The 15,568-nt window shown below is 62.1% G+C and carries 14 protein-coding genes and 1 tRNA gene; 7 read left to right on the forward strand and 8 right to left on the reverse strand.

Annotated elements, in window-relative coordinates:
* Window positions 1-272 precede the first annotated feature (272 nt).
* Window positions 273-1,286 carry a sensor domain-containing diguanylate cyclase gene (locus ACFZPT_RS26245; protein ID WP_034111275.1) on the forward strand — a complete coding sequence of 338 codons (1,014 nt, stop codon included), beginning with the start codon at window positions 273-275 and terminating at the stop codon, window positions 1,284-1,286.
* Here ACFZPT_RS26245 and ACFZPT_RS26250 read toward each other — a convergent pair.
* From ACFZPT_RS26250 to ACFZPT_RS26265, 4 genes are all read right to left on the reverse strand, one after another.
* The gene (locus ACFZPT_RS26250; RefSeq protein WP_099312138.1) at window positions 1,283-2,500 is read right to left on the reverse strand and encodes an HDOD domain-containing protein; all 1,218 of its coding nucleotides are present in this window, start codon (window positions 2,498-2,500) and stop codon (window positions 1,283-1,285) included. The genes ACFZPT_RS26245 and ACFZPT_RS26250 overlap by 4 nt on opposite strands.
* A 108-nt stretch (window positions 2,501-2,608) precedes the next feature.
* Complete coding sequence (gabT, locus tag ACFZPT_RS26255) at window positions 2,609-3,886, reverse strand: 4-aminobutyrate--2-oxoglutarate transaminase (protein WP_034095305.1); 1,278 nt, start codon at window positions 3,884-3,886, stop codon at window positions 2,609-2,611.
* A 182-nt stretch (window positions 3,887-4,068) separates the two neighbouring features.
* Window positions 4,069-5,511: an NADP-dependent succinate-semialdehyde dehydrogenase gene (gene gabD / locus ACFZPT_RS26260; RefSeq protein WP_099312140.1), complete on the reverse strand. Its 1,443-nt coding sequence runs from the start codon at window positions 5,509-5,511 to the stop codon at window positions 4,069-4,071.
* A gap of 222 nt (window positions 5,512-5,733) precedes the next feature.
* Window positions 5,734-6,558: a helix-turn-helix domain-containing protein gene (locus ACFZPT_RS26265; protein ID WP_099312142.1), complete on the reverse strand. Its 825-nt coding sequence runs from the start codon at window positions 6,556-6,558 to the stop codon at window positions 5,734-5,736.
* Window positions 6,559-6,691: 133 nt separating this feature from the next.
* Here ACFZPT_RS26265 and ACFZPT_RS26270 point away from each other — a divergent pair, with 133 nt between their 5' ends.
* The 5 genes from ACFZPT_RS26270 (at window position 6,692) to ACFZPT_RS26290 (ending at window position 10,246) form a co-directional block, all read left to right on the forward strand.
* The gene (locus ACFZPT_RS26270) at window positions 6,692-6,880 is read left to right on the forward strand and encodes a DUF1656 domain-containing protein (protein WP_099312148.1); all 189 of its coding nucleotides are present in this window, start codon (window positions 6,692-6,694) and stop codon (window positions 6,878-6,880) included.
* A 12-nt stretch (window positions 6,881-6,892) separates the two neighbouring features.
* Window positions 6,893-7,801: an HlyD family secretion protein gene (locus tag ACFZPT_RS26275; protein ID WP_034095302.1), complete on the forward strand. Its 909-nt coding sequence runs from the start codon at window positions 6,893-6,895 to the stop codon at window positions 7,799-7,801.
* Entirely contained in the window at window positions 7,801-8,478 is a 678-nt protein-coding gene (locus ACFZPT_RS26280) for an FUSC family protein (RefSeq protein ID WP_371918470.1), read from the forward strand. The genes ACFZPT_RS26275 and ACFZPT_RS26280 overlap by 1 nt, the downstream gene beginning before the upstream one ends.
* 9 nt (window positions 8,479-8,487) lie before the next feature.
* Window positions 8,488-9,777, forward strand: coding sequence for an FUSC family protein (locus ACFZPT_RS26285; protein ID WP_371918471.1), 1,290 nt, complete (start codon window positions 8,488-8,490; stop codon window positions 9,775-9,777).
* Between the two features lie 392 nt (window positions 9,778-10,169).
* Window positions 10,170-10,246 (forward strand) — tRNA-Arg (locus ACFZPT_RS26290).
* A gap of 87 nt (window positions 10,247-10,333) precedes the next feature.
* Here the strand turns inward: ACFZPT_RS26290 and ACFZPT_RS26295 are convergent.
* Window positions 10,334-11,398 (reverse strand): 2,3-butanediol dehydrogenase, encoded by a 1,065-nt coding sequence (locus ACFZPT_RS26295; RefSeq protein ID WP_232925220.1) that lies wholly within the window; start codon window positions 11,396-11,398, stop codon window positions 10,334-10,336.
* Window positions 11,399-11,774: 376 nt separating this feature from the next.
* On the opposite strand from ACFZPT_RS26295, the gene ACFZPT_RS26300 reads away from it, so the two are divergent.
* Window positions 11,775-12,410, forward strand: coding sequence for a LysE family translocator (locus ACFZPT_RS26300; protein ID WP_099312144.1), 636 nt, complete (start codon window positions 11,775-11,777; stop codon window positions 12,408-12,410).
* Window positions 12,411-12,470: 60 nt separating this feature from the next.
* Here the strand turns inward: ACFZPT_RS26300 and ACFZPT_RS26305 are convergent, their stop codons facing one another.
* The 3 genes from ACFZPT_RS26305 to ACFZPT_RS26315 all read right to left on the reverse strand — a co-directional run bounded on the left by ACFZPT_RS26305 (window position 12,471) and on the right by ACFZPT_RS26315 (window position 15,366).
* Window positions 12,471-13,055: a hypothetical protein gene (locus ACFZPT_RS26305; protein WP_034095298.1), complete on the reverse strand. Its 585-nt coding sequence runs from the start codon at window positions 13,053-13,055 to the stop codon at window positions 12,471-12,473.
* Entirely contained in the window at window positions 13,052-13,624 is a 573-nt protein-coding gene (locus ACFZPT_RS26310; protein WP_034095297.1) for an RNA polymerase sigma factor, read from the reverse strand. The genes ACFZPT_RS26305 and ACFZPT_RS26310 overlap by 4 nt, the downstream gene beginning before the upstream one ends.
* A gap of 101 nt (window positions 13,625-13,725) precedes the next feature.
* The gene (locus tag ACFZPT_RS26315; protein ID WP_047881497.1) at window positions 13,726-15,366 is read right to left on the reverse strand and encodes a VWA domain-containing protein; all 1,641 of its coding nucleotides are present in this window, start codon (window positions 15,364-15,366) and stop codon (window positions 13,726-13,728) included.
* Window positions 15,367-15,568: the final 202 nt, after the last annotated feature.

A 15,568-nucleotide genomic window follows, 5' to 3' on the forward strand; every position in this document is an offset into this window, starting at 1 on the left:
TCTTCTTATTTTTGTGTAATCCATTCCTGGGGGTTTTTTCCCCACTTTTTTAAACCTTTTTGGGGGCCCCGGGCGGGGGTTTCACCGGGGGGGGGGGGGGCCCCCCCCCCCCCGCGACCTGTTTTTGGCGTCATTTACCGGGCGCCGCCAATCGATACCGTTGACGGAACTTCACCGCAATTCGCCTCTCTCAAAGAACACTTCGCCATCATGGTGGCCCCTTGTTGTGACCGCTGCTTCGCCTTGCGGCGCGCCCAGAGAGAGTTGTGCCGATGGTTCAAGAAAAGCCTCATTTACCTGACCCGCCCACTGCCGAACAACCGCTTCCGGCTGCGGCTTCGACCCTGCTGGCGTTGGTGCATGCTCAGGGTGAAGTCGAGCGGCTGAGCGAACGCGAACAACTGCTCAGCTCGCTGCTGGTGAGTGTGAATGCCGTGCTCTGGGCCATGGAGTGGGAGACGCGCCGCGTGTTGTACGTCAGCCCGGCCTACGAACGCGTCTTCGGCCGCCCTGCCAGCCTGCTGTTGGCCGATCATCGCGAATGGCGCAACAGCATTCACCCCGAAGACCTCGATTACGCCGAACAAAGCCTGGCCCGCGTGCTGGAACAGGGCGCGGTGGAAAACCGCGAATACCGCATCATCACCGCCGAAGGCAAGATTCGCTGGCTGAGCGACAAGTGCTACATCAACCAGCAGGTCGAGCCTGGCGAGCCGGTGATCGTGGTGGGCATAGCCGAGGACATCACCGAAAAGAAGCAACTGGAGCTGGAGTTGCACCGCCTGGCCACCACTGACGTGCTGACCCAGAGCAGCAATCGCCGGCACTTCTTCGAGTGCGCCAACCAAGCCTTCGACACCGCCAGCGTACAGGGTGCGCCGCTGGCCTTTCTGTTGCTGGACATCGACGACTTCAAGGACATCAACGACACCTATGGCCACCTGGAAGGTGACCAGGTACTGCGGCGTATCGCCGAAAGTGGCCGAGGGGTGCTGCGCCGTGGCGACCTGTTCGGGCGCATTGGCGGCGAGGAGTTTGCCGCCGTGCTACCTGGCTGCGCGCCGGAGATGGCGCTGCAGGTGGCCGAACGTCTGGGTAAAGAGATTCAAGCGCTGAACTTCAGCTACGAAGGCCAGGCATTTGGCGTAACCGTCAGCCAGGGCCTGGCCAATCTCAGCGAAGAAGACTCAACCCTGGACAACCTGTTCGCCCGTGCCGATGCCGCCATGTACGAAGCCAAACGCCAGGGCAAGAACCGCATCATCGTCGCCACCGTCGACTTTTAGCCCACCGGCTTTTTGCGAATCCGCGTCAACTCCGACAAGCCGATCTTGAGCAAACGTGCCGTCTTGCCGTCGGCCAACGCTTCCAAGCCTTCGTGCTCAGTCAACCGCGCCATTTGCGCGGCCAGGTTCACCGCCAGCGCATCACGGGCATACACCCCGCCCTCCAGTGAATAGCTCGCCGCAATCAGCTGACGCAGTTCCAGCGGCAAGCGCCAGCGCGCGCGCAGCGACGAGCCGAAGGCGGCGCCAAAAGTGTCGAGGGACTCGCCAATCACTTTGTCGTCCAGCTCCCCACCGCCCCGGCGCCAGTCTTCCAGGCTGCGCAACAGCGCCAGGTCCCCCAGCTGATGCAGGATGCCGGCGCTGTAGCAGCGCTCGCGATCCAGATCAAGCAAGTGCGCAAGCAGCAGCGCGTAATCCGCCGTGTCTTGGGACAACTGCCAATAGCGCTCGGCGTACGCCGCCAGCACCGGATCGCCGAGTACCACGTTGTGCTTGAGCGCCAGGCCCAGGATCAGGTTCATGCTTTGCCCCGGCGCCAGTGTGTGCAACGCCGCGTGCAGAGTCTGCACCGGTGCGCCGTGATGGCCGGCGCTGTTGGCGGCGGCGATAAGCACGGCGGTGATTTGCGGGTCCGTGCGCACCTGTTCTTCCAGGCGTTTGAGGTCCAGGCCCTCGGAGCCGAGGCTGTGCTGCACGGCCGCTTGCACATCGACCCGCAGCGGTGCGCCATCGGACGCTTCGCGACGCTGCTCCAGAAACCCCGGCAACGTCATGCCCGGCGCCAGCGCCGGTACTTCGCAATACACACTTTCGCCGTCGTTAAGCAGCAAGTCCTGCAGACGCTGGGTCAGCGCCTGCATGTTCAGCGGTTTGGTCAGGTATGCCGTGGGTGCCAGGGGCAAGGCTTCGCGCACGCTGGCACTGTCATTGCGACTGCTCAGCAAAATAAATGGCAGAGGCGGCGTACGGCGCTGCTGACGCACCGCGCGCAGCAGATCCAAGCCGTCGATGACCGGCAACTCCCAGTCGGCCAGGATCAGATCGTAGGGCTTGTCGCGCAGCAGGGTCGCAGCCTGCTGCCCGTCGGCGCACACATCAAGCCGGGCGTCACAACGCACCGCAAGCAGGACCTGCTTGAGCAGGTCTTGCGACCAAGGGTCCGCCTCGGCAATCAACACACGGGGTACAGCCGGTAAATCAACCGCAGTCATCCGTCACGCTCCATCGGCAATGCCTGAACCATAGTCAACGCGGCGTGCGCCGTACAATCTACGGGCACAAAAAAACCGCCGAAGCGGTTTTTTTGTCAGCGGTCGTTATCAGAGTTCAGAGAAGCACTCTTCCATGATCGCCAAGCCTTTGTCCAACTGCTCGTCCGGCGAGGTCAGCGGCACCAGAACGCGCAAGACGTTACCGTAAGTGCCGCAAGACAGCAGGATCAGACCCTTTTCACGGGCCTTGGCCACTACCGCAGCCACGGCGGCAGCGTTCGGCTTGTGGCTGTCGCCGTCTTCGAACAACTCCACCGCGATCATCGCACCCAAGGCACGTACTTCGCCGATCACCGGGTACTTGGCCTGGATGGCTTTAAGGCCAGTCACCAGGCGTTCGCCGACGGCTTTGCAGCGGTCCAGCAGGTGCTCTTCTTCAAACACTTCCATTACCGCCAGTGCCGCAGCGCAGGCGATCGGGCTACCGGCGTAGGTGCCGCCCAGGCCGCCAGGGGCGATGGCGTCCATGTACTCGGCCTTGCCGCACACACCGGCCAGCGGGAAGCCACCAGCGATGGATTTGGCGAAGGTGGTCAGGTCGGCGGCCACGCCCATCTGTTCCATGGCGAAGAAGGTACCGGTACGGCCAGCACCGGTTTGCACTTCGTCGGCGATCAACAAGATGCCGTGCTTGTCGCACAGTTCGCGCAGACGCTTCATAAAGGCTTTTGGCGCGACGTAGAAACCGCCCTCGCCCTGCACCGGCTCGATGATGATCGCGGCGATGTCGCGCGGTTCGGCATCGTTCTTGAAGATGCGTTCGATGCTGGCGATCGAATCGTCGATGCTCACGCCATGCAGTTCGTTCGGGTACAGCGCGCGGAAGATACCGCCGGGCATCAGGCCCATGCCGGCCGAGTAAGGCACGACTTTACCGGTCAGGCCCAGGGTCATCATGGTGCGGCCGTGGTAAGCGCCGGTGAAGGCGATCACGCCGGCACGGCCGGTGGCGGCGCGGGCGATTTTCACGGCGTTTTCAACGGCTTCGGAACCGGTGGTGACCAGCAGGGTTTTCTTGGCGAAATCACCAGGGACCTTGGCGTTGATTTTTTCGCACAGCTCCACGTAAGGCTCGTAGGCCAGGACCTGGAAGCAGGTGTGGGTCAGCTTGTTCAGCTGTTCGGTCACGGCGGCGATGATTTTTGGGTGCACGTGGCCGGTGTTCAGCACGGCGATGCCGCCGGCGAAGTCGATGAACTCGCGACCTTCAACGTCGGTCACGGTGGCGTTCTTCGCCGATTCGGCGAAGATCGGGTGGATCTGGCCAACACCGCGCGGTACAGCGGCTTCGCGGCGTTTCATCAGGGATGCGTTGGTCTTGCTCATAAAGTCCTCATTCGCCACTCATCGGGTGGCGTGGTCCAAGGAATACGTGGCGGGGAGGCAACTACGGCAGCATGCGATGATCGACTGCCACAGCTTTCCCGGCCACTACGAATAACGATATGAAACACGCAAAGGGTCAGCGCTCTCGTGCCCTCTGCGTTTACTGCAATCTCTTACGGGGCTTAGATGCCCAGGCAGAGGTATTTGATTTCCAGGTAATCCTCGATCCCGTACTTGGACCCTTCACGGCCCAGGCCCGAGGCCTTGATGCCGCCAAACGGCGCCACTTCGTTGGAGATCAACCCGGTGTTGACGCCGACCATGCCGTATTCCAGGGCTTCGGCCACGCGGAACACACGGCCCAGGTCGCGAGCATAGAAGTAGGAAGCCAGGCCGAATTCGGTGTCGTTGGACATGGCGATCACTTCGGCTTCGTCTTTGAAGCGGAACAGCGGCGCCAGCGGGCCGAAGGTTTCTTCCTTGGCCACGGCAGCGTCTTTAGGCACATCGACCAGAATCGTCGGCTCGAAGAAGTTGCCTTCAATCACCTTACCGCCGCTGAGCAGCTTGGCGCCCTTCTTCACCGCATCGGCGATGTGCTCCTGCACCTTGGCCACGGCTTTGTCGTCGATCAGCGGGCCAGTGGTGGTGCCTTCTTCCAGACCGTTGCCGATCTTGAGCTTGGCCACCGCCACCTTGAGTTTTTCCGCGAACGCGTCGTACACCGAATCCTGGATGTAGAGGCGGTTGGCGCAGACGCAGGTCTGGCCGTTGTTGCGGTACTTGGAGATGATCGCGCCTTCGACGGCCTTATCCAGGTCGGCGTCGTCGAACACGATAAACGGCGCGTTGCCGCCCAGTTCCAGGGACACTTTCTTGATGTCCTTGGCGCATTCGGCCATCAACTGGCGACCGATTTCGGTCGAGCCGGTGAAGGACAATTTACGCACGATCGGGTTGCTGGTCAGTTCGCCGCCGATGTCGCCGGCGCTGCCGGTGACTACGCTCAACACGCCTTTCGGGATTCCGGCACGGTGCGCCAGTTCCACCAGGGCCAGGGCCGAGAATGGGGTTTGCGAGGCCGGTTTGATGACCATGGTGCAACCGGCGGCCAGGGCCGGGCCGGCTTTGCGGGTGATCATCGCGGCCGGGAAGTTCCACGGGGTGATCGCAGCGGTCACGCCGATCGGCTGCTTGATCACGATCAGGCGCTTGTCGGGCTGGTGGCCGGGGATCACGTCACCGTAGATGCGTTTGGCTTCTTCGGCGAACCACTCGATAAAGGACGCGGCGTAGACGATTTCGCCCTTGGCTTCGGCCAGCGGCTTGCCTTGTTCGAGGGTCATCAGGCGACCGAGGTCTTCCTGGTTTTCGATCAGCAGTTCGAACCAACGACGCAGCTTGTTGGCGCGCTCCTTGGCGGTCAGTGCGCGCCAGGCTGGCAGCGCCTTGTCGGCGGCTTCGATGGCGCGGCGGGTTTCTGCGGCGCCCATCTTTGGCACGGTGCCGAGAATCTCACCGGTGGCCGGGTTGTTGACCTTGATGGTCTGGCCGTTGTCCGCATCGACCCAAGCGCCATCGATAAAGGCTTGCTGGCGGAACAACTGGGCATCTTTAAGCTGCATGTCGGGTTTCCTTAACAGCACCGCGCGCACGCGGAGCGAATTAGAGTTGTTGAAAGGCGCCTTGTGGGCTGCCGTCAGGGAAATCAGCCCCTGCGCGCGAGTGAAGCGAAAAAGCGCACGGGAGACAGAGCGTTTGAAATCTCAAACGAATCCTAGGATCAATGGGGGTGCAGGGCAATAGGATGTTCGAAAAAAAGAACGAAAACGGCGAATTCGCTGACGTTATCTGACCAGCGTAGGCGCTGCCGAAGTCTTGGCCATGCCAGTACTGCGCACGTACCGCGCCGGCGACGCGCCCAGGGTCTTTCGGAACATGCTGATAAAAGAGCTCACCGACTCATAACCCAGCACTTCGGCAGTGCGTTGGACGGTCTCTCCTTCCGCCAGGCTCTGCAATGCCACGATCAACTGCCATTGCCGGCGCCACTGGCCAAAGGTCAGGCCGGTATCGCTTTTGACCAGCCGAGCCAGCGAGCGCTCGCTCATGGCCACCTGCCGCGCCCAATCGGCGATGGTCGAGCGGTTGGAAGGGTCCTGCGCCAGGGCCTTGGCGATGGTGCGCAAGGGGGAAGCGGCAGGAAGGGGCAGGTACAACTGCTCGCAGCGTGCCATTTCCAGCTGTTCGAGCAATACGCTGGTCAACCGAGCCGTGGGAGAGTCCGCCGGGTACGCCTGGTCCTGAGCGCTGAGATGAAAGATCAGTTCGAGAATCACCGGTGACAACGCCAATGTGCAGCATTGATCGGGCAGCGCCGCCGCCTCAGGTTCAACCAGCAGAAAGCACACTTGCCCATTCGCCGTGACCCGGTTGCTGTGGGACACACCGGCCGGAATCCACACACCGAACCCCGGTGGCACCATCCACACCCCATTCTCCACCGTACAAACGATACCGCCGCGACAGGCCACGACCAGTTGGCCTTTGCGGTGCTCATGCACGGGAAACTCCCTGGCGTGCTGCTGCGTGGTCAGCATCAGCGCCACGGCGGGCTGACCGAGGTCGTCCAGTTCGAATTGCTCCAGCGGCGGGTGCTGAACGTCCTGCATTGGCATCTCTCACATTGACCGTATTTGATTATTAATTGGCAGTGTAGTCGATATCGGCAAATCCGGTTGTTGCGTAGCATTCTCATCCAGTAGCGCTCGTTCCCTGCGAGCCCATCGATTTACGGTGATGACGATGCTGAGTGAACTGTCAGTTGCGAACCTCTACATCCCTCCGTTGTTGGCCTATCTGATCGCCTCGGCCCTCGCTTACCAAGCGTTGAAACATTTAGTCGACGGCCCCTTGGAGTGGACATGGCATCCCAGCCTGTCGCGCTTTTTTGTGCTGCTGATCATTTTGGCCACGCTGTTTCTGACGGTTTGAGTGAGGCCGCCTATGTCTGTCGTCAAATGCCTTAAAGCCTCCGCGACCCTGGCCTTGGGCCTTGTTGCCCTCGCCCTGTGCATGCAGCTGTGGCGTGCCTATGTGTTGGCGCCCTGGACCCGCGATGGGCGGGTCAGCGCTCAAGTTATCCGCATAGCCCCAGAGGTGTCCGGCCAGGTCGAACACCTGGCGGTGGCTGATAATCAATGGGTGTCCAAAGGCGATCTGCTCTACCGCATCGACCAGCGCGACTATTTGCTGGCCCAGCGCCAACGGGCGGCAGAGCTGGCCGAAGCGCAAAGTGTGTTTGAGCAACGCAACGAACAATTCAAACGTCGCACTCGCCTCGGGGACGCCATTGCCCGCGAGGAAATCGACAACGCCGCTCGCGCCCTGAACGTCGCCAAAGCTCGCCTCGATGCCGCGCAGGGCCAATTGGCCAGAGCGCGGCTGGACCTGGAGCGCACAACCCTGCGTTCCCCCGTAGACGGCTATGTCACTCAACTGCGTTTACAGCCAGGCGATTACGCAGCCCACGGCGATACCAATCTGTTCGTGGTCGATGGCCATAGCTTTTGGGTCACTGGCTATTTCGAAGAGACCAAGCTCTCCAACATCCGCGAAGGCGCGCCCGCAGCCATCAAGTTGATGGGCTTCTCGCCACTGCTCAAGGGACACGTCGCCAGCATCGGACGCGGGATCGCCGATGGCAATGAACTGCGCAACGACAGCGGGTTACCTCAAGTCAGCCCGACGTTCAGCTGGATACGACTGGCCCAGCGCGTGCCTGTACGCATCGAACTGGATAACGTTCCGGCCGGGGTCGAACTGGCGGCGGGGATGACGGCGAGCATTGAGATTGTCGACGCACAGTCGCCGTCGCACTGGAGGTTCACCCACTGGCTGCAGGGGTTTATGTGATGGCCGAGTATGTCCGCCACGCGCTCGCCTCACTACCTCTACCGTGGACGGCCGATACCTTCGCGTATGTGTTGCGCAGCATCATCGCCGCGACCCTTGCGCTCTGGCTGGGTTTTGAGTTGCAACTGGACTCGCCTTTTTCTGCGGCCTCCACCGTGCTCCTGCTGGTGCATCCGGTGCAAGGGGCGGTGGTCGGCAAGGGTTTCAACCGTATGGTTGGAACGCTTATCGGGGTGACTGCGGCCTTTATCCTGCTGGGCATGTTTGCCCAGCAGATGTTGCTGTTCATCTTCGGCGTCGGCCTGTGGCTCGGCTTATGTGTGGCGGCAATGACGCTGCTGCGGCATTACCAGGCAACTGCGGCGGTAGTCGCCGGCTACACCGTGTGCCTGGCGTTGGGCCCCGCCATTGTCGCCCCCGAGCAAGGCTTCGATCACATCGTGACCCGAGGCACCGCCGTGGTGGTCGGCGTGTTCAGCCTCAGCCTTATTGCCACGCTGGGCAGTCGTAAAACCATTGATCGCAAGCTGCTGAACGCGCTGGTCGACGTGTCTGCCCGCGCGGCGCACCAGTTGGCTGATCGGTTCACCAACGAGGAAGCACCCGAGCTGGCCGCGCAGCGCGCGCAGCTGTCGATGGACATCGGCAAAGTGGATGAGCTTCTCGGCATCGGCTAGGGTGAGTCCGTGCTTATCCGTACGCGCCTGCCCGTGATTCAAACCGGTCTCGCTCAGTTGCAGTCGGCCGTTATGGATATACGCCTGGACGATCACGATGCCCCGGGTTGGTTGTTGAACCGGATCAGTAAACCGCTTCGGCACCTGGGCGAGGCTTTAGCCGATCGTACCGTCGACTTCACTACGGCGGCGGATCGGGTGAAGCAAGCAATGAGCGCGCTTGAAAACGATTACACGGTTGGCGGCCTTTGCGCCGACTCTGCCCTCACGGCGCTAGGGGTGGAGCGCTTGCGCGAGCAGCTTGCGGATCTGCATGCCGCCCTGCACAGCTTCTCCAGCCTTGAGCGCGACGCCCAAGCGCGCCAAACGGTGAAGGGGTTTCATCGCAACTATCAGGACGCCGCCCGCAACGGTCTGCGTGCCTTGGGCGCCACCCTGGTCGCCGGTGCCGTGTGGTACCTGAGCGGCTGGAATCAAGGCCCCACCCTGTTGGCGGTGCTGGGGCCCTGCTGCACGTTATCGGCTGCGGCGCCCGACCCGGTTCAAGGCATCATCGGTTTTATCAAAGGGACCTTTTACGCCACGCTGGCCGCACTGGTGTGCAAATTTTTACTGATGCCGTCGATCAATGGCTTTCCACTGCTTGTAGTGATGCTGGCGGTGTTCTGGTCATTCGGCATTCACGCCACCACCCGACCTCGTCAAGCCCTCATCGGGATCGCCTACCTGATTGCGTTCAACACGCTGGTCAGCACTGGCGCGACCGCTCATTACGACTTCGCCGACTTCGTCAACCAAGCGCTCGCCTGGTTTGTCGCGATGGGCATCTGTCTTCTGGCGTTCAACATTGTTCCGAAAAAGCCCCAGCACACCGTGCAAGCACTCAAACGCTCGCTGCTACACGCAACGCGCCGGCTTCTGCATCGAGCAGACACGCTCAATCATCGCCGGTGGCAAGCGCAACAACAGCACCGCATCGTCGCCTTGAAAAGCCTGTTGGGCGCCCACCGTCAGGGGGATTACGAGGCTGGCTATCTATCGCTCCAACTCAGCCGCGAACTGGCACGACTCCAACACCACACACGTCGCCTGCCCCCCGGCTCGCCGATTGCCCGCTGCGCAGCCACGGCCAATAGAAGGCTGACCCGTTCGACTTACCACACCGCCATCGGTGCCGCACAAGCACGCAGAGCAGCCAAGTCCATGCAGCGGCTGGGCGCCGAGCAGTGGGCAGCGCGTTACCGAAACCTGGCCTGGCTGCTGGAGCGATACGAAAACGCAACGACGGCCATCACCTGAAGGTCGGCCGCTTTCGCGGTATTGCCGACTGCTTATTCCCACTCACGAAGGTACTTGCAGAATGAACACGTTAATCAAGTGGATCGCGCTCGCTTCAATCACCACCCTGCCAAGTGTTTGCCCACGCCGAGGGCGGCGCGGACGCCTTGACGCGCTGGCATGAGCAGAACAGAACGACCCAGCCAAAAGCCCCCAAACCACCCCACGGCCACCCGCCACATCAGTCCACGGCTGCGCCAGAGTCCTGAACCCAGCCCCCATGGACCGGGCGGCGACATCAAGCGGGCAAGCCCTCAGCGACACCGCAGACGTAAGACCCTGCCCTGATTTGCCCCTTCACCGCCCTGCAACTGGACGCCCCCCGGCCAGATGAGTATCATGGCGCCCGCATTGCATCCGTAGCTCAGCTGGATAGAGTACTGCCCTCCGAAGGCAGGGGTCGTGGGTTCGAATCCCGCCGGGTGCACCAGATACAGATAAAAAAGCCCCAGGCCGAAAGACCTGGGGCTTTTTCATGTGTGTTGGTATCAAGCCACAACCATCACCCCTCCCCCCTTCAAACCCGCGCTGGCGACACAATGATCTTCACATTGTGTTCCTTGTTTTTAACCAGTTCCTCGAAACCCGCCCCCACGATCTGTTCCAGCTGTATGCGCCCCGTCACCAGCGGCGTGATGTCCAGCCGTCCATCGGCGATGAACGCGATCACGTCGGCGAATTCGCCGTTATAGGCCAGCGCACCCAGTACCTGTTTCTCGGTGGCCACCAGCTCGAAGAAGTTGAATTCGCTGGGCTCTTCGAAGATGCCCACCAGGACGCATTTGCCGGCTTTGCGGATCAGGTCGATGGCGAGTTTGGCGGTGTGTTTGTTGCCGATGCATTCGAAGCTGACGTCCGCGCCGAGCCCGCCGGTGAGGCGGCGTACTTCGGCCAGGGCGTCGCATTGGTTGGGATCGAGTACGTGGGTCGCGCCCACTTCCTTGGCCTTGGCCTTGCGGGCTCCGGACATTTCCAGGGCGATCACTTGGGCCGCGCCCGCCGCCTTGGCGCACATGATGGTGCACAGGCCGATGGTGCCGGCGCCGACCACCACAACGTTTTGCCCCAGCAGGCTGCCGGCTTTTTTCACGGCGTGCATGCCGACCGCGAGGGGTTCGATCAGTGCACCGGCTTCGGCGGGAAAGTTGGCGGGCAGCTTATACAGCAGGTTGGCGGGTACGTTGACGAGTTCGGCGAAGGCGCCGTTGTTCATCAGCCCGGTGAACGCCAGGTTTTCACAGATGTTGTACAGGCCGTGGGTGCAGTAGTAGCAGGTGCCGCAATGTTGGCAGGCATCGGCCGCCACCGGTTCGCCGACGCTGAAGCCTTGCACGCCGGCGCCGAGTTCGACGATTTCGCCACAGAACTCGTGACCGAGGATGCACTGGCCCTTGATGCCGGTCAGTGGGTGCGGCGCATCGACCGGGATGAACACCGGCCCGGCCACGTACTCATGCAGATCGGAGCCGCAAATGCCGCACCATTGCACGCGGATCTGCACCCAGCCGGCGGGCGGCGCATCGGGCAGGGGAACATCTTCGACGCGGATATCGTGACGGCCGTGCCAGACAGCGGCACGCATGCTGCGTTGCGGGTTGATCGTTAGGGTCATGGCAAGGCTCCTTGAAACGGCAGTGAATGACAAACCCCGCGGGGGGTTGCGAGGGCCAGAGCAAGGCCGGTGCCAGCTGCGCGAAAATCCTCGCACAGGCGTTTTTTAGAGCGATCCGTGGCACAACCCGCGCTGGCCGCAATCACCGTCGAATGAGACGCCCTGAATCAGCCCTCTGAGAAAGCGCTGGGCGATTGAGACGCTCCGTCTCATGGCTGCGTGCCTGTATGACGTTTTGTCGGGCCATCTGTATCTAACGCGCCGCCTTCGGCCGCCCTACCATCGTGCGCATCCCGCCACCCGCGACCACGCGCCCACGGCTGGCATTACCTACAGGAGTTACCCCATGCCCGAACTGTCGAGCCTGCTGGCGTTTGGTCTGATTTGCCTCGGGATGGTGCTGACGCCCGGCCCGAACATGATCTATCTGATCTCCCGCTCAATCTGCCAAGGGCGGGTCGCGGGCTTGATTTCCCTGGGCGGCGTGGCGTTGGGATTTATGGTTTATATGCTCTGCGCGGCGCTGGGTATTACCGCTCTGCTGATGGCGGTGCCGTTCGCGTATGACGCGCTCAAGCTCGGCGGCGCGTTGTATTTGCTGTACCTGGCCTGGCAAGCGGTGAAGCCCGGTGGGCGGTCGGCGTTTCAGTTGCGCGAGCTGCCTCAGGACGGGCCGCGCCGGCTGTTTATGATGGGCTTTATCACCAACCTACTGAACCCGAAAGTTGCGGTGATATACCTGTCGTTGCTGCCCCAATTCATCGTGCCCGATGGCCACGGCACTGTGCTGGCGCAGTCCCTCGTGCTGGGGTTTACCCAGATCATGATCAGTGTGAGCGTTAACGCGTTGATCGCCCTGTCGGCGGGCTCCATCGCCTCGTTTCTGGCGGCCAAACCACTATGGCAGTTGGTACAGCGCTGGTTGATGGGTACGGTGCTGGCAGGGCTGGCCGTGCGCATGGCGCTGGAAGGGCGGCGCTGAGGGTGCAGCATAAAAAAGCCCCAGGTTGAGAGACCTGGGGCTTTTTTCGTGAGCCTGGTTTCAGCGCGGCTGCAGCGCCTCCAATCGCGCTGGCAGATCTTCCTGGGGAAAGCGCTGGTGCAGCGCCAGCAGTTTTTCATCCGCCGCTCGGGTTTGGCCTGCTGCGCGTAGGTTCACAATTTCCTGCAACCCCTCCTCCAGGCTCGGCAGCCCCGGCGGCGCGCGCTTGCTCAAGGGTTTTGCCGCTGGCGCCTGGGCCAGCGAGCCGGTGATTTCGGCCTGAGCACTCTCGGCCTTGGGTGCGACAGCCATACGCGCCATCGGCGCAGGGGCGGGTGCCGGCGGTGGAGCTTGGTCGTGGAGCGCGGAGAAGGTCGCGGTGGACACTTCGGGCTGCGGCACCGGCGAGCGCATGACCACGCCGACCATGAGCGCAACGCCGGCGACGGTGGCGAACGCCATCTGCCAGCGTGGGCGTTGGCAGGCGTGCAGCCAACGTTGCCAAAGGCTCGGTTGCGGCGCCGGGGCTTCGCGGCGGGCGACGTTGAGGATGAAGGCATCGAGAGACGCGGGCGGCTCGCCGGTGCTGTGTTGACGCAAATGCTGGAGCAGCTCGTCGTCAGGGGTGTGTCGGGAGTCAGTCATACAGGTACCTCCTCGGCCAGCAGACGACGCAATTTCTGCTGGGCGTAGCGCAAGCGGCTTTTTACGGTTTCCAGCGGGGTCTGGGTGAGCGCGGCGATTTGCGGTACCTCAAGGTCGCCATGCAGACGCAGCAGGAACACTTCACGCTGGTCTTCGGGCAAGTCTTGCAGGGCCGCGTCGAGGCGCGCCTGGTCGCGGCTCAGGCTCAATTGCTGCTCAGGGCCGGCGCTGTGGTCGGGCTGAGCGTGCAGGTGCTCGTCGTAGCTGTCGTGCAATGGGTTGTGGATGCCGTGCTTGCGCCAGTGGTCGATCAAGCGATTGCGGGCAATCTGAAACAACCACGTGCGAAAGCTCGCCCGGCCTTGTGGCTGACTGGCGCTGCGGATCAGGCTGAGCCAGGTCTCCTGATAAATTTCCTCGGCCAGTTCGGCCTTGTTGCTCAGGGACACGAGGAAACGATACAGACCTTGGCGATGCCGCGCGTACAAGACTTCGAACGCAGCGGCGTCACCGGTCCGGTAACGGGCCAGCAACGCTTCGTCGCTGGAGGGGTCATCTGGAACAGCCATGTAGGGGGCGAACTCCTTTTGTAAAGTTAACGCGGGTCAAATGTGGGAGGGCGCTTGCTCCCGATCGCGGTCTATCAGTAACAGCAATGTGGTGTTCGAGATCAGGGCTTGAGGCTTTGGGCCAACTCCACCAGTTGCACGAACTCGTTGCGCAGGCCGAACGGGTCGTCGCCCCGCGCCGAGCGGGCCAGTGCGGCGGTGTCTTTCAACGTCATGCTGCCAGTGTAGCGGCCATCGCCCTTGAGTTGCTGGGCGAACGCAGCCACTGCCGCCGCAAAGCGCAAATCGTCGCTGGCCTGGGTGGTTTGGCCAGTGATTGGCCGTTCGATCAAGCGGCTATCGCCACCTGCGGCAGGCTTGTAGCGCACGCGCAGCATGGCCAGCTCCTCGGACTGCCCCTCGGCCACAGCCGCGCCGGCATAGCGCAGCGGCTCCAGCCAACCCTTCTGCCCCTTTGGCACAATTTCGTACAGCGCGGTAACGGTATGGCCGGCGCCGATCTCACCGGCGTCTACCTTGTCGTTATTGAAATCCTCACGCTTGAGGGCGCGGTTTTCGTAGCCGAGCAGGCGATATTCGCTGACCCGCGCAGGGTTGAATTCCACCTGCAATTTCACATCCCGCGCCACCACGGCGAGGGTCGAGCTGAGCTGGTCCACCAGCACTTTGCGTGCTTCGCGCAAGGTGTCGATATAGGCGTAGTTACCGTCACCGGCGTCGGCCAATTGCTCCATCAGGTGCTCGTTGTAGTTGTCCACGCCAAAGCCCAGTGTGGTGAGGGACACGCCGCTCTTACGCTGCTGCGCCGCCATCTGCTTGAGGCTGTCGAAGTCACTGACGCCGACGTTGAAGTCGCCGTCGGTGGCCAGCAGGATGCGGTTGATGCCGTTGTCGATAAAGCCTTCGCGGGCCATCTGGTAAGCCAGCTCAATACCCGACGCCCCCGCCGTGGCACCACCGGCAGTGAGCTGGTCGATGGCGTTGCGGATCGCGGCCTTGTCGCGCCCGGACGTGGGCTTGAGCACCACACGGGAGTCGCCGGCGTAGACCACCAGCGACACGCGGTCTTGCTCGCGCAATTGATCCACCAATAACTTCAGGGTGCTTTGCACCAGCGGCAAACCTTCGCGACGGTCCATGGAGCCGGACACATCCACCAGAAATACCAGGTTGGCCGGCGCCAGCTGCGCCACGGCGCGGTCGGACGCCTTGATGCCGATACGCAGTAATTGGGTGTGGGGGTTCCAGGGCGTAGGGGCGACTTCGGTGGTCACGCCGAAGGGTGAGCCATCGGTGGGCAGTGCGTAGTGGTAGGGGAAGTAATTGACCATTTCCTCCAGCCGTACGGCGCCTTCGGGCGGCAGGCTGCCTTGATTGAGGAAGCGTCGTACGTTGGCATAGCTGCCGGTGTCGACATCGACACTGAAAGTCGACACCGGCGTTTCAGCCACGCGGTGCACCGGGTTATCCGGCAGGTTGGCGTATTGCTCACGGGGCTCGCTGCGGTAGTCCATCGTCCTCGATTCCTGCATCGCCAGGCGTGTAGACATCGGCGCGGGGATCGGCATGGGTTTGCTCAGGGCACCTTGCACAGTATCGGCCTCAAGCCGAGAGATCGGGCCCCTGTCGGCCGGTGGCGCCACATCATGGGAGGACGACGCCCCACACCCGGCCAGCGCCAGCGTCAGGGTAACGGCGAAGCCTTGGGCAGCAGGACGTAGCCAGAGCAGAGAGTGAGACATGGGCTGAACCTCGTGAATGAATGATCCGTTCACAAGGTCAGACGCAAGGTGCGGGGGATTCGGGTTAACACCGATTTAGAAAACATCTCAATCGGTGTGGGAAGGAGCTTGCTCCCGATGGCAGAGTGAAGTGCGCCCCAAAAGTTGGACACCTATCCAACTCTTGGGGCTTTTTCATGAGCAAGTACACGACGCAGTTCAA

This window comes from Pseudomonas sp. MD330_10 (assembly GCF_042610415.1).
GTDB lineage: Bacteria > Pseudomonadota > Gammaproteobacteria > Pseudomonadales > Pseudomonadaceae > Aquipseudomonas > Aquipseudomonas rhodesiae.